Genomic DNA, 12,697 nt, shown 5'->3' on the forward strand with positions numbered 1-12,697 from the left:
GAGTTAGAGCAGGATCAATGCGAAAAACCGGTTCCCACTTTTTCGCATCCTGCTCTATGGTCGCGGCCGCCTTCAAACGGTTGAACTGAGAAAAAACGCGAGGATACGCATGTCTGGGCATAACAAGGTCGCCATCATCACCGGAGCGGGTTCGGGCGTCGGGCGCGCGGTCGCGCTGGCGTTCCTGAAGGACGGCTATCGCACGGTCCTGGCCGGGCGCCGGGCCGACGCGCTGGAGGAGACGATCAAGCTCTCGGGCGCACCCGCCGCGCAGGCGCTCGCCGTGCCCACCGACGTGACCGACAAGGCTTCGGTGCAGAATCTCTTCGCCAAGGCGAAGGCCGCGTTCGGGCGCCTCGACGTGCTGTTCAACAATGCCGGCGTCAATGCGCCCGGCGGCGTCCTGCTGGAAGACCTCTCGCTTGAGGACTGGCAGAAGGTCGTCGACACCAATCTGACCGGGCCGTTCCTGTGCACGCAGGAGGCCTTCAAGCTGATGAAGGCGCAGGAGCCAAAGGGCGGACGCATCATCAATAACGGCTCGATCTCGGCCTATGCGCCGCGGCCGAACTCGATCGCCTATACCGCGACCAAGCACGCCATCACCGGCCTGACCAAGACCTCCTCGCTCGACGGGCGCAAATACGACATCGCCGTCGGCCAGGTCGACATCGGCAATGCGCTGACCGAGATGGCGCAGCGCATGACGCAGGGCGTGCCGCAGGCGGACGGCTCGATCAAGATCGAGCAGGTCATGGACGTGAACCATGTCGCGACCTCGGTGCTGCACATGGCGAGCCTGCCGATCGAGGCGAATGTGCAGTTCATGACAGTGATGGCATCGAAGATGCCGTTCGTCGGGCGCGGGTGAGGCGTTCTGGATTTACTGTTCGAACCACGCCGTCATTCCGGGCGTAGCGAAGCGGAGACCCGGAATCCATCGTAGGGCGTTGGGCTCTATGATGGATCCCGGATCGGCGCCGCTTCGCGGCTTGTCCGGGATGACGGCGAGGGGTGGATATGCCGGAGCCAACTGAAGCCGCTACTATCGCCCGCGCCTATACCCGCACCATCTGGGGCATTGCGCTCGCCATCCTGCTGTTCGCGTCAGGCGTCGTCGCCTGGGCGCTGGCCGCCGGCAATGCGCAATTGTTCAAGGACGGCGTCGACTGGGCCTATGACGTCGCGCTCTATGGCGTCGCCGCGCTGGTCTTCGGCCGCGATGAGCGTGCCGAGAAGCTCGCCGCACTCGCTATCGGCGCGGTGATGGCGGTAGCAGGGTTTCACACGCTCTACGACCTCTGGGACAAGATCGCGCGCCCGCGCCCGATCGATCTCTGGGCCCTGGAATTCTCCGCCGCGAGCGCGGTCGTCGTCGCCGTGCTGATCGTCGGCCTGCTCTGGCGCTTTCGGGGCGAGGACAACCCGGTGATCAAGGCGACCTGGCTGTCCTCCCGCAACGACGTGATCTCGACCACGGGCTTTGCCCTGATGGGGCTGCTTGCGCGATTGGCACCCGTCCGCTGGCCGGAATATCTGTTCGATCTCTTCGTCGCCGGCCTGTGCTTCCAGGCGACATGGGCGATCTGGCGCTCGGTGCGCCGGCTCGAAGCCGCGAAGCCGGATTTGCAGAACAAGGCGGCGACAGGGGCGATCTCCCGGCTATAAAGGCGGCACCCGTTCGAGGATGTCGCTCATGTCGATCGCCGCCAGACTGCCCTCCATCCTGATCGCCAATCGCGGCGAAATCGCCTGCCGCGTCATCCGCACCGCCCGGCGGCTGGGCCTGCGCACCATCGCGGTCTATTCCGATGCCGATGCCGAGGCGCTGTTCGTCGAGATGGCCGACGAGGCCTGGCATATCGGTCCCGCGCCGGCGCGCGAAAGCTATCTCGACGCCGAGACAATCCTGGCCGTGGCGAAACAGGCGAATGCGGCCTGCATCCACCCAGGCTATGGCTTCCTCTCCGAGAACGCCGATTTCGCCGAGGCCTGCGCCAAGGCCGGCATCGTCTTCGTCGGCCCGCCGGCCTCGGCCATCCGGGCCATGGGACTGAAGGACGCCGCCAAGGCATTGGTCGAGAAGGCCAATGTGCCGGTGGTGCCGGGCTATCACGGCGCCGAGCAGGGCGCCGATTTCCTCCGGGCGGAAGCCCGGCGCATCGGCTACCCCGTCTTGATCAAGGCGGTCGCGGGCGGCGGCGGCAAGGGCATGAAGAAGGTCGACCGGCCCGAGGATTTCGACGAAGCGCTCGCCAGCGCCCAGCGCGAGGGCAAGAACGCTTTTGGGGACGCGCGCGTGCTCGTCGAGAAATACGTGCTCTCGCCGCGCCATGTCGAAATCCAGGTCTTCGGCGACAGCCACGGCAATGTCGTCCATCTCTACGAGCGCGACTGCTCGCTGCAGCGCCGCCACCAGAAGGTGATCGAGGAGGCGCCGGCGCCCGGCATGACCGACGAGGTTCGCGCCGCCATGGGCAAGGCCGCGACGGAGGCCGCCAAAGCCGTCGGCTATGTCGGGGCCGGCACTGTCGAGTTCATTGCCGATGGCCGCGAGGGCCTGCGCGCCGACAGGTTCTACTTCATGGAGATGAATACGCGCCTCCAGGTCGAGCATCCCGTGACCGAGGCGATCACCGGGCTTGATCTGGTCGAGCTGCAGCTCAAGGTCGCGGCCGGCGAGCCGCTCGGCTTCGGCCAAGCCGATGTCACCGCCACCGGCCATGCCGTCGAGGCCAGGCTTTATGCCGAGGACCCCGAAAAGGGGTTCCTGCCCTCGACCGGCAAGCTCTGGGCGCTGCGCTTCCCTGAAGGCGAGGGCATCCGCATCGATACCGGCGTCGAGGCCGGCGATACGGTGACGCCGTTCTACGATCCGATGATTGCCAAGGTGATCGCCCATGGCGCGACGCGCGATGAGGCGCTGGACAGGCTCGGGGCGGCGCTGAGTGAGACCATCGTCGCCGGCCCGCGCACCAATCTCGCCTTCCTGAAGGCGCTGACGGAGGCCGAGGGCTTCCGCAACGGTCCGTTCGACACCGGCTTCATCGAGCGCAACATCTCAGGCCTCGGAGCCGAGCCGCAGCCGCTCGATGCCGCGGCCGTGGCCGCCGCCGCGCTGCAATTGGAGGAGGAGCGGCAGGCGGAAGGGCTGCTGGCCGCCGCGGGGCGTTCCGATCGTGAGGCGCGCTCGCCCTGGCTCGTCGCGGACGGGTTCTCATTGATGCCGCGGCCGGCGCTGGGCCTGGCCCTGCTGGTCGATGGCGAGCGGGTCGAGGCGCAGATCGAATGGCATGAGGAGGGTGCGCGCGTCAGCCTGCCCGCCCATGAGATCGGGGAGGGAGAGCACGAGATCACGCTGGCCCAGGCCGAGCGCGGAACCTATCTGGCGCTGCATCGTGGCCGCCAGACGGCGGTTGCGCTGTTCGACCCCTTCAGCGTCGATCTCGACGCGGCGGCAGGCACTGGGGGCGTCATCAAGGCGCCGATGCATGGCAAATTGATCGCACTCTTCGTCTCGGCCGGCGAGGCGGTGGTGAAGGGCCAACGGCTCGCCATCGTCGAGGCGATGAAGATGGAGCATGTGCTGGTGGCCCCGCGCGACGGCACCGTCACCGAGGTCGCGGGCGAGGCGGGCGCGCAGGTGGCCGAGGGCGCGAAGGTCGTGGTGCTGGGGGAGTGAGCCGGCTTCAGCGCTGGGAGCTCGGTGCGAACCGGTAGTGGATCAGGTCCATGACGACGACGTCATTGCCTGTCCGGTTTCGATAACCGTGACGGCGATCGGCGGGGAACCTCAGCGATTGCCCCTGCTTGAGCGGCCTCCACTCTTCCTCCACCAGCAATTCGATTTCGCCGTGCAGGACGGTGACATGCTCCACGACGCCAATCTCGTGCGGCTCGGAGATGCTCTCGAAGCCGGGCGCGAAGGTGAGTTCGTAGAGTTCGAAACCAAATCGCGCCTCATATGGGAACAGGAGGGCTCGCTGCATTCCTTCCTGCGCCGGGCGCACGCGAAGTTCGCTGGCGTCGCGAAACAGCAGGACATCGCCGTCCCCGCGATTCGCCTCCAGCAATGCGGTCATGGGCACTCCTAGACCCGTGGCGATCTTCCAAAGCGTTGCGACTGTCGGCGTGGATTCGCCGCGCTCGATCTGGCCCAGCATCGCCTTGCTGACCCCGGTCCGCGCTGCCGTCTGATCGAGGCTCCAGCCAAGATCGCGCCTGATCGACCTGAGCAGGTTCGGCGTGTCGACGGGGCTGATGGCCTTCATTGCTGGGCAATCTCCAGAGCGTGCGTTATTGCGCACAGGCGGGTCGTGCGCTAAAGCGCACGAAAGCGCGCATCTGCGGTTCGTAGCATCCGGCCGAGGGATTGTACCATGCAGCCCGTCAGCGGAAGTCCCGCGCCAGATTTCAGCGCCACGCAGCCGAACACCAGGCTCGATCTTCAACGCATCCGGCAAGCGCGGCAGGAGATTTCGCGGGTTTTCCGCGACACGCCGCAGTTCCTCTCTGCCACGCTCGGTGATGTGCTGGGCTGCGAACTCGTCATCAAGCTCGAGACCGCGAACCCGATCGGCTGCTTCAAGGGGCGCGGGACCGAGGTCGCGATGTCGCGTCTTGCGAGCAGCTCGGGTCCCATGGCCGCAGTCTGCGCCAGCGCCGGCAACCTCGGACAAGCGCTCGCCTATAGCGGCCGGGCCCGCGGTATCGCGGTCAGCGTGATTGCGGGCAAAGGCGCCAATGCCGCGAAGATCGAGCGAATCCACCGGCTCGGCGGTACGGTCGAATTGGTCGATGGCGATATCGAGAACGCACGCGAGCGTGCCCGGGAGATTGCAGCCCGCGGTGATGCGTTCCTCGTGGAGGACAGCGAAAATCTCGACACTTGCGAAGGCGCCGGCACGATCGGGCTTGAACTCGTCGAGGGGCTCGATCGCATCGATACGGTTCTGCTCGCGCTCGGCGGGGGCGCCCTGGCCACCGGCGTGGGGCATGTCTTCAAGACCTTGTCGCCGGCGACGGATGTCGTCTGCATCCAGCCAAGAGGTGCGCCGGCCCTGGCGCAGTCCTGGCGGGCGCGATCGATTGCGACCACTGACCGCACCGATACGATCGCCGACGGCGTCGCGGGCCGATTTCCGATCGCGGCGGTTCTCGACGACCTGCTCGCCACCGCTGACCACGTCCCGCTGGTCGAGGAAGCGAGCATCGTCGAGGGTATGCGGATGTTCTACCGGCACGCTGCCCTCGTCACCGAACCCTCGGCCGCGCTTGGGGTCGCCGCAATCCTGGAAGACCCGGCGCGTTATCGCGGCAAGCGCGTGGCCGCAGTGATATGCGGTTCCAACGTCCTGCCCGACACATTCAGGGCATGGATGCAGGGGTAGGTGCGAGCGGCCGGTCTGGGATCAAGCAGGCCGCTTGGCCAGGGCAAGGCCGATGCCCAGCGCAATCATCGCGCCGCCCGAGGCTTCCCGCAGGCGCTTGATGAGCTCGGGCCGTGCTGCCGCGCCGTCCCGGATGCCGCTGGCCGCAAAAGCCACCACGATGTCGGCCAGGGTGTTGAGCAGGACGGAGATGAAGCCCAGCACCATGAACTGCAACGCCACGCTGCCCGCCATGTCCACGAACTGCGGAATGAAGGCCAGGAAGAACGCCGCCGTCTTCGGGTTCAGTGCCTCGACGAGCACGCCCTCGCGAAAGGCCCGGCGAGGACCGATGGGAGGTTCGACAGTGCCGCCGGCCAGGGCATTCGCCGCGTCGCGCCGGGCGGCCTGGAAGGTGCGAATGCCGAGGCAGACGAGATAGGCGGCTCCCACCAGCTTGAGCGCGGTGAAGAGTTCGGCGCTCGCCAGCACGAGTGCGGAGACGCCCAGGCTGCCGGCGAGGACATGGACAATTCCACCCAGGCCGGTGCCGAGGCTGGAAGCGACGCCTTCGGCGCGACCGCCTGCGAGCGTGCGAGCCGCGACATAGAAGATGCCGGGACCGGGCGTGATCGCCAGCAGGAAGGCCGCGGCGAGGTAGAGGGCAAGCTGGGAGACGTCAGGCATGGATCGGTCCCGTCGAGAGAGAGGGCAACTGGATGGGGGCTGAGGGAAACCTCGAGCATTCCATCAGGACGGGATCAGGGCGGCTGCTGCGCGCTCCAGCGGGCGATCGCTCGCGGCAAGGCCGGCTGCGACATTGGCTCTGTCGGCCTCCGGTCGATTCTGGCTCATCTTGCGCTTGCCCTCCAGCCGCGTGATCGGCATGCGGATGCCGACGATCCCGCGCAGCTGCGCCTGGATGAAATCGGGAGGGGCATCGGAGACGGCCCAGGGCGCCGCACGCTCGCCCTCATGGATATTGGTCAATCGGGTCACGGCCGCCAGCAGCCTGGCGGGATCATCGAAGAACTCGACCGGGCCATGGGCGTGGACCGCAACGTAGTTCCAGGTCGGGACGACCTTCCCGGTCTCCTGCTTGGTCGCGTACCAGGACGGCGTGATGTAGGCGTCCGGCCCCATGAAGATCGCCAGCCCGTCGCCGATGGCCGGAGTCCGCCATTGCGGGTTGGCCTTGGCGAGATGGCCATAGAGCACGCCATGCTCGCCCTCGTTCTCGTCGAGATAGAGCGGCAGCGGCGTGGCCAACACGCCGTCGGGCGTAGCGGTGACGAAATTGGCGAGCCGCGCGGCCCGGATCGTCGCGTGAATGCTGTCCCTGTCGTCGTCGCGGAAGGCTGGAGGCGTGTACATCTGCGAACTCCTTGCGTTGCCGGGACAGATGCCGCCAATCTGGCTTGCTGGGAATAGCCAGTTGCGAGGGATCGGTGTGGGCCAGTTGGAAGGCGTCGGGCGCAGGATCATCGCGGCGATCAAGGAGCAGATCCATAGCGGGGCCTATCGGCCGGGTGATCGTCTGCCCTCGTCGCGCGCCTTCGCGGCAGAGTGGGGCGCATCCCGCACGACGGTGACGGCGGCGTATGGTCAATTGATCGCGGAGGGCTATCTGGTCACGCGGGCCGGGGCACGTCCGATCGTGGCGCAGGGCCTCGCGGCCAAGACGGCACCGGCGCCCGCGCCGACGGTGGCTGCGCGACATCTCTCAGGTTTTGCGCAACGCCTGCTCGGCCTGCCGCCGCCGGCACCATCTCAGGCGGTCAACGTCGCGGATTTCCGCTATGGCGACCTGGCCGGTGACGATTTTCCCGTGCTGGCCTGGCGGCGCGCGCTGACCAAGGTCAGCCTTCGGCGCAAGGCGCGGCTGCGCTATGCCGACCCCCAGGGCACTGCCGATCTGCGCTTGGCGCTGCAAGGTTATCTCTGGCGGGCGCGCGGCATCAGTTGTTCGCCGGACGACATCGTCGTCGTCAACGGTTCGCAGCAGGGGCTCGATCTCTGCGCCCGGATGCTGCTCGATCCTGGCGATGCCTTTCTCATCGAGAATCCCGGATACATCCTGGCCCGCCACGCCTTCATCGCCGCTGGCGGAATTGCGGTGCCGATCCCGGTCGACGGCGAGGGCCTCTGCGTTGACGAGCTGCAGCCGGGGCGTCTCGTCTATGTCACGCCCTCGCACCAGTTTCCGCTTGGCGGGGTCCTCTCCGCGAGGCGCCGGCGCGCGCTCCTGGCCTGGGCTGCAGCTTCGGGCGCCTATGTCATCGAGGATGACTATGATGGCGAGTATCGGCACGACATCGCCCCGATCCCACCCTTGCAGACGCTCGCCCCGCAATCGGTGATCTATGTCGGCACCTTCTCCAAGACGCTCTCGCCGACGCTGCGACTGGGCTATCTCGTTCTCCCCGCCGGGCTGGCGCGGGCGTTCAGCGAGGCCAAGCGCCTTACCGACCGGCACAGCCCGCTCCTAGAACAGGAGGCGCTGGCCGAGCTGCTGGCGAGCGGTGCCTATGAACGCCACGTCCGCAGCATTCGCCGGAAGAACGCGGAGCGACGCGCCGTGTTGCTCGAAGCCCTGTCAGCCGAATGCGGGCCGGCCGTATCCATCGAGGGAGCCGATACGGGCCTACATGTCGTCATCTGGATCAACGGCGTTGGCGCGGATAGCGAGGCCGGGATTGTCGAGGCCGCCCGGTCAATCGGGCTCGGCATTCATCCTGTCTCGCCCTTATACGACCCGAAGCTGTCCAAGCCCCAGACGGCAGGGTTCATTCTCGGCTACGCCGCGCTCGACACCGAACTGGTGCGGCGTGGCGTTGCGATGCTGGCGAGCGTGCTGATGACGGGCCAATAAGGTATTGCCGGGGCTTCGACCGAGGGCGGCGAACGACCCGCAGTCGCTGTTGCGTCCATAAACTCCTGATTCGGCGAGCTTTTCGAAGCGGCCCTTCGGATCGTTGCGAAAGACTGGCCAAGCGACGTTGCAAAACCTCGACACAGAACTCTAACCTTGAGTGGCGAGATTATGGGGGAGACATGAACGCTCGAACATGGATTGAAATCGTAGAAGACAATGTCGGCCAATATGGCGACCTTGTCGCCGGCATCGACCCCTCTCTTGGCGATGTGCCTCGGTTTTTTGAACGCGACGATGCCGGGGGCTGGGTCGACCGTTTCGTGAATTTCGTCCTCGATGCAGTCGAGGGCCGCGTTGGCTTTGTGAAGTTTCAGTCGGCCTATTTCGAAGCCTGCGGCCTGCCGGGACTTGCAGCTCTTGCCTCCGGCATGAAAAGGGCAAAAGCGGCGGGCATGGGCGTCATTCTCGATGCCAAGCGGGGGGATATCGGGGCTACGGCTGCCGCCTATGCCCGCGCCTATCTGACGCCAGCCTCGGAAGGCGGGAGCGGCGATTTCGAAGCCGACTGCCTGACCGTCAACCCTCTGATGGGCCCAGATACGCTGGAGCCCTTCGTGGAATGCGCCAACCGCTTCGGAAAAGGCCTGTTCGTCCTCTGCCGGACATCGAATCCGGGAGCAGGCTGGCTCCAGGACAAGATGGCGGGCAACCGGCTGATTTCCGATCGCGTGGCTGACCTGATCGGGAGCTTCGCAACTGCGGACTTACGCTCCTTGAGCCCGATCGGCGCCGTGGTCGGGGCGACAGTCCCGAATGAAGGCCGGCGTTTGCGCCAGCTCTTGCCCAACTCCATCATCTTGGCGCCTGGTCTTGGGGCTCAAGGCGGCGATATCGCCAGCATTCACTCTCTGCGTGGCGTCCGCCCCGGCGATTTGCTCGTTCCTGTCTCGCGAGGACTGACCCGGGTCGACGATCGCGATATTCCAGCCGAACTCTATCGCCACATGATCATCGAGAGGATCGGCAGCTTCCAAGCCGCGATCGCCTATGACCATGCCTATGGTCACAGCAAGTCGGCGTAATATCGACTTGGGCGTGAAGTTCCCGACTGGGCAGGGAGCGGCGAACAGGAACCAAAGCAGCTGACCATCGTCGAGGCGATGAAGGTGGAGCATGGGCGACCACCCTGCAGGATGTGAAGTCAGCCCTGGCGTCGCCAGTCCTTCGCCAGCAGGGCGTAGAGCAGATCGTCGCGCCAGATCTCGCCGACGCGCAGATTGTCGCGCAACAGGCCCTCCCGACTGAAGCCGAGCTTCTCGACCAGCCCGATCGAGGCGGTGTTGTCGGGATGGATGAAGGCCTGGAGGCGATGAAGGCCGAGTTCGGCAAAGCAGAAGTCGAGCATCACCGATACGGCTTCCGTCGCAAGACCCTGCCGGTGGTGCGCCGGGTTGATGATATAGCCGATGCTCGCGCGCCTGCTGCGGATATGGCCGTCATGATAGTTGACCAGCCCGAGGCAGCGGTCATTGCCGGCCTCAGTCACCGCCCAGAAGCGATAATAGGATGGCGTGCAGTCGATGAAATTGCGCACGGCCCGCTCGGATTCGATGGGCCTCGTATAGGCCGGATGGTTCCAGAAGCGCATCGCCTCAGGGTCGGCGAAGCACTGATGCATCGCCTCCGCATCATCGACGCGAAACTGGCGCAGGCGCAGGCGTGGGGTCGAGAGGACCGGGTGCGGTATGGATTGCTTTGCCATCGGGGCCTGCCAGGAGGCGCAACCCTGCCACCGAACGGTCGAGCCGGCCAGTCCCCGGTGATCGTGGAATCCGCTTGCGGCCCAATGGGTTCAGTCGGAGGCGGTGGAACCGACACGGCCCCACCGCCCCGTAAACGTAGACTAGTCTGGAGGTGATTATTTCGGACCCCGGAACTGAAGCTGAGAATCAGCTCCAGGCTGCATTTTTCAGCCCGTAATCACATCTTACTGCTTGAAGCCGATCAGCACGCCATCGGCGCCAAGAGAGAGCTGCAGCCCTTGCTTGCGCGTAGCCAGTCGCAGGGTCACTCCCTTGTCGTTCTTCAGCCAGACGTTGCCGCGTCCCTGATTGCCTACAGCCCAGCCTTCCTTCAGCTGGACATAGGCGCCGGCGAAATCGGATCGGTTCTTGAGCCCGTAGACAGTCCCGGAGGCGACGGTGCGCGATGCGCCGATCGAACCCAGGCCGAGGCCACTGACCGTGATCGGATAAGAGCGGCCCTGGTAACGCAGCGTACCGCCGCCAACCTCGCCGGAGGCGACAAAGCCCGCCTGAACCTGCTCGATGCGAACGGTGCCGGTCGCCGGACCGAGCGAGCGCGACTGCGCCATGGCTGGTGAAGCCAGCATGAGAAAAGCTGCTACGGAAACGGCCGTTTGCCTGATCGTCGTCATGGTCTGCTCCTCGCGCCTGATTGGCGGTGTGACCGATCAACGCGCGAAGCGCGATTTCGATCCCGATGGGAGCGGCGTGGGTCGAATCTCCGGTTCGGGGCAATCTCTCAATGCCTGCCGTTGGCGCGAACTGGGGCGGGCCGCGCAGCTTCGGGATGGCTCGGCTCTAAGGGGCTTGTTTTAACGCGTTTTCTTCACGCGAACCGGTGTCCGCTTCGCTCGAAAAATGCTCTAAACGTCGAGCGCCCAGCGCGACGGCCAAGGCTCAAAATCCAGCCAAGGCTCGAAATCGGCAGGCGCAGCAGAATCCACAGATCAGACGCGCCCGATCAGCGGATATTGCTCGGCCTCGTAGAGCTGGCCCGAGACCGGGGCGCTTTCATCGGAGAGCCAGAAGGCGGTATGGGCCGCGATCTCCTCGGGCTGCATGATCTTGCCGGTCGGGGCGAGCTTGAGCGGGACATTGTCCTGCCAGCCGGGCTTCTGACCCTCGCGCTGCTGCGTCACATCCTCATTGGCGGTGAACGTCCAGCCGACATTCAGCTGGTTCACCCGGATATGCTCGGGTCCGAGCGCATTGGCGAGGTTGCGCGTCATCGTCATCAGCGCACCCTTCGACATCGAATAGACGGTCAGGTTGGAAAGCCCGCAATAGGCGTTGATCGAGCCGACGGTGACGATGGCGCCGCCGGATTTCTGCAGGCGGAACGCGCTGATCGCGGCCTCGGCGCAAAGCAGCGGCGCGCGGGTGTTGATTGCGAAGATGTGGTCGAAGAAGGTCGCCGTGGTCTCGCCGAGCACGCCGCGCGGATAGATGCCGGCATTGTTGACGAGTCCGTCGATGCGCCCGAAGGCCTGCACCGTGGCGTCGACCAGCGTTTGCGCAGTGGCGGGATCGGCGAGGTCGCCGGTGGCGCCCTGCGCCGAGGCGCCGAGATGCCGGCAGGCGGCCTCGACCTCGGCCTCGTCGCGGCCATGGACGAGTACTTTTGCGCCGTCCGCCACCAATCGCTGTGCCATGGCGTAGCCGATTCCGGTCGAGGAGCCGGTGACGAGGATGGCCTTGCCTGCAAGTCCGCGCATGGTTGCGTCTCCATTCTGGTGCGCTTTACTAGCGCGCGAAGCTCCCGCCGTCATGGTCGGCCTTGAGCCGGCCATCTCTGGAAGGTTGCCTCTTGCGGCGAGAGATTCTCGGGTCTGCGCTTCGCTTCGCCCGAGAATGACGCAGCAGGCCTCGCGCATCTGTGGAGAAATGCCGCAAGCGCTGGTCGGGTTGCCCTGCAGGGCTTAAGTTCCGGCCATGTCGCTTCACCTGCTCAAACTCTGCGTCGGCGCCGAATCGATCAGCGATCTCGAGGAATGGATCGAGGAGCAGTCGCTGCTGCGCCGGCGGATGGGCCGACCCGACGAACAGACCCATACCACCCGCATGGTGCCCAAGCGCGTCAGCGAGATCGTCGATGGCGGCTCGCTCTATTGGGTGATCAAGGGCCAGATCTCGGCTCGCCAGCGGCTGACGGAGATCAGGCCCTTCACCGATGCGGACGGCATCGGCCGCTGCCATCTGGTGATGGAGCCGGTGGTGGTGCCGGTCGAGCCGCGGCCTTGCCGGCCGTTCCAGGGCTGGCGCTATCTCGCCGACAAGGACAAGCCGCGCGACATCGACGGCCGTAGCGGCGACCTCGGCGTGATGCCGGAGGCGATGCGGCGGGAGCTGGCGGAACTGGGGTTGCTGTAGCCGCGACCCGCCCTATTGCCCGAAGGAGCCCCTCACGCGTCCATGCCACTGCGAGCGCGCGATCTCGGTGAGACTCGGGTCCGAGGTCTCATAGTCGTGGTCGAGCGTCAGAAAGCTTCGCGCCGTGTCGATATTGGCCGGGTCCTGATAGCCCTGTTCGCATTCCTCGCAATGGGCGTAGATCGCAAGCGACGAGTCGTTGCGCAGGAGAATCAAACGGCCCTGCCGGCAGAGCGGGCAGGTTCCGACCCAGTGGTGAAGCCGCGCCGGCACCGCCG

The 12,697-nt window shown here is 65.8% G+C and carries 14 protein-coding genes; 7 read left to right on the forward strand and 7 right to left on the reverse strand.

Annotation, left to right across the window (positions count from 1 at the left end):
• Positions 1-109 precede the first annotated feature (109 nt).
• The 3 genes from CYD53_RS07325 to CYD53_RS07335 all read left to right on the forward strand — a co-directional run bounded on the left by CYD53_RS07325 (position 110) and on the right by CYD53_RS07335 (position 3,682).
• Positions 110-871: an SDR family oxidoreductase gene (locus tag CYD53_RS07325; protein WP_103717421.1), complete on the forward strand. Its 762-nt coding sequence runs from the start codon at positions 110-112 to the stop codon at positions 869-871.
• Between the two features lie 149 nt (positions 872-1,020).
• Positions 1,021-1,668 (forward strand): cation efflux transmembrane domain-containing protein, encoded by a 648-nt coding sequence (locus CYD53_RS07330; RefSeq protein WP_103717422.1) that lies wholly within the window; start codon positions 1,021-1,023, stop codon positions 1,666-1,668.
• A gap of 28 nt (positions 1,669-1,696) precedes the next feature.
• Entirely contained in the window at positions 1,697-3,682 is a 1,986-nt protein-coding gene (locus CYD53_RS07335; RefSeq protein WP_103717423.1) for an acetyl/propionyl/methylcrotonyl-CoA carboxylase subunit alpha, read from the forward strand.
• Positions 3,683-3,689: 7 nt separating this feature from the next.
• Here CYD53_RS07335 and CYD53_RS07340 read toward each other — a convergent pair whose 3' ends face one another.
• The gene (locus CYD53_RS07340; protein WP_103717424.1) at positions 3,690-4,271 is read right to left on the reverse strand and encodes a helix-turn-helix domain-containing protein; all 582 of its coding nucleotides are present in this window, start codon (positions 4,269-4,271) and stop codon (positions 3,690-3,692) included.
• A 108-nt stretch (positions 4,272-4,379) separates the two neighbouring features.
• Between CYD53_RS07340 and CYD53_RS07345 the strand changes: the two genes are divergently transcribed.
• Positions 4,380-5,390: a threonine ammonia-lyase gene (locus CYD53_RS07345; protein ID WP_103717425.1), complete on the forward strand. Its 1,011-nt coding sequence runs from the start codon at positions 4,380-4,382 to the stop codon at positions 5,388-5,390.
• 21 nt (positions 5,391-5,411) lie between these two features.
• Here the strand turns inward: CYD53_RS07345 and CYD53_RS07350 are convergent, their stop codons facing one another.
• Together CYD53_RS07350 and CYD53_RS07355 are read right to left on the reverse strand one after the other, a co-directional pair.
• Positions 5,412-6,056, reverse strand: a complete 645-nt coding sequence (locus CYD53_RS07350; protein WP_103717426.1) for a LysE family translocator — start codon at positions 6,054-6,056, stop codon at positions 5,412-5,414.
• A 63-nt stretch (positions 6,057-6,119) separates the two neighbouring features.
• On the reverse strand, positions 6,120-6,743 hold the full coding sequence (locus CYD53_RS07355) for an FMN-binding negative transcriptional regulator (RefSeq protein ID WP_103717427.1): 624 nt from the start codon (positions 6,741-6,743) through the stop codon (positions 6,120-6,122).
• A 61-nt stretch (positions 6,744-6,804) separates the two neighbouring features.
• Between CYD53_RS07355 and pdxR the strand changes: the two genes are divergently transcribed.
• A complete protein-coding gene (gene pdxR / locus CYD53_RS07360; RefSeq protein WP_245928123.1) occupies positions 6,805-8,241 on the forward strand; it encodes a MocR-like pyridoxine biosynthesis transcription factor PdxR in 1,437 nt (478 codons plus the stop codon).
• Between the two features lie 182 nt (positions 8,242-8,423).
• Entirely contained in the window at positions 8,424-9,326 is a 903-nt protein-coding gene (gene pyrF, locus CYD53_RS07365; protein ID WP_103717429.1) for an orotidine-5'-phosphate decarboxylase, read from the forward strand.
• A gap of 119 nt (positions 9,327-9,445) precedes the next feature.
• Here pyrF and CYD53_RS07370 read toward each other — a convergent pair whose 3' ends face one another.
• The 3 genes from CYD53_RS07370 to CYD53_RS07380 form a co-directional block, all read right to left on the reverse strand.
• Positions 9,446-10,006 (reverse strand): GNAT family N-acetyltransferase, encoded by a 561-nt coding sequence (locus CYD53_RS07370; protein WP_103717430.1) that lies wholly within the window; start codon positions 10,004-10,006, stop codon positions 9,446-9,448.
• A gap of 225 nt (positions 10,007-10,231) precedes the next feature.
• Positions 10,232-10,681: a hypothetical protein gene (locus CYD53_RS07375; RefSeq protein WP_103717431.1), complete on the reverse strand. Its 450-nt coding sequence runs from the start codon at positions 10,679-10,681 to the stop codon at positions 10,232-10,234.
• Between the two features lie 315 nt (positions 10,682-10,996).
• Positions 10,997-11,764, reverse strand: a complete 768-nt coding sequence (locus CYD53_RS07380; protein WP_103717432.1) for an SDR family NAD(P)-dependent oxidoreductase — start codon at positions 11,762-11,764, stop codon at positions 10,997-10,999.
• Positions 11,765-11,981: 217 nt separating this feature from the next.
• On the opposite strand from CYD53_RS07380, the gene CYD53_RS07385 reads away from it, so the two are divergent.
• Positions 11,982-12,419, forward strand: a complete 438-nt coding sequence (locus tag CYD53_RS07385) for a DUF1489 family protein (protein WP_069692010.1) — start codon at positions 11,982-11,984, stop codon at positions 12,417-12,419.
• Positions 12,420-12,431: 12 nt separating this feature from the next.
• Here CYD53_RS07385 and CYD53_RS07390 read toward each other — a convergent pair whose 3' ends face one another.
• Complete coding sequence (locus CYD53_RS07390) at positions 12,432-12,692, reverse strand: hypothetical protein (protein WP_146055841.1); 261 nt, start codon at positions 12,690-12,692, stop codon at positions 12,432-12,434.
• Between the last annotated feature and the right edge of the window lie 5 nt (positions 12,693-12,697).

The sequence above is a fragment of the Allobosea psychrotolerans genome (assembly GCF_002917105.1).
Lineage (GTDB): Bacteria > Pseudomonadota > Alphaproteobacteria > Rhizobiales > Beijerinckiaceae > Allobosea > Allobosea psychrotolerans.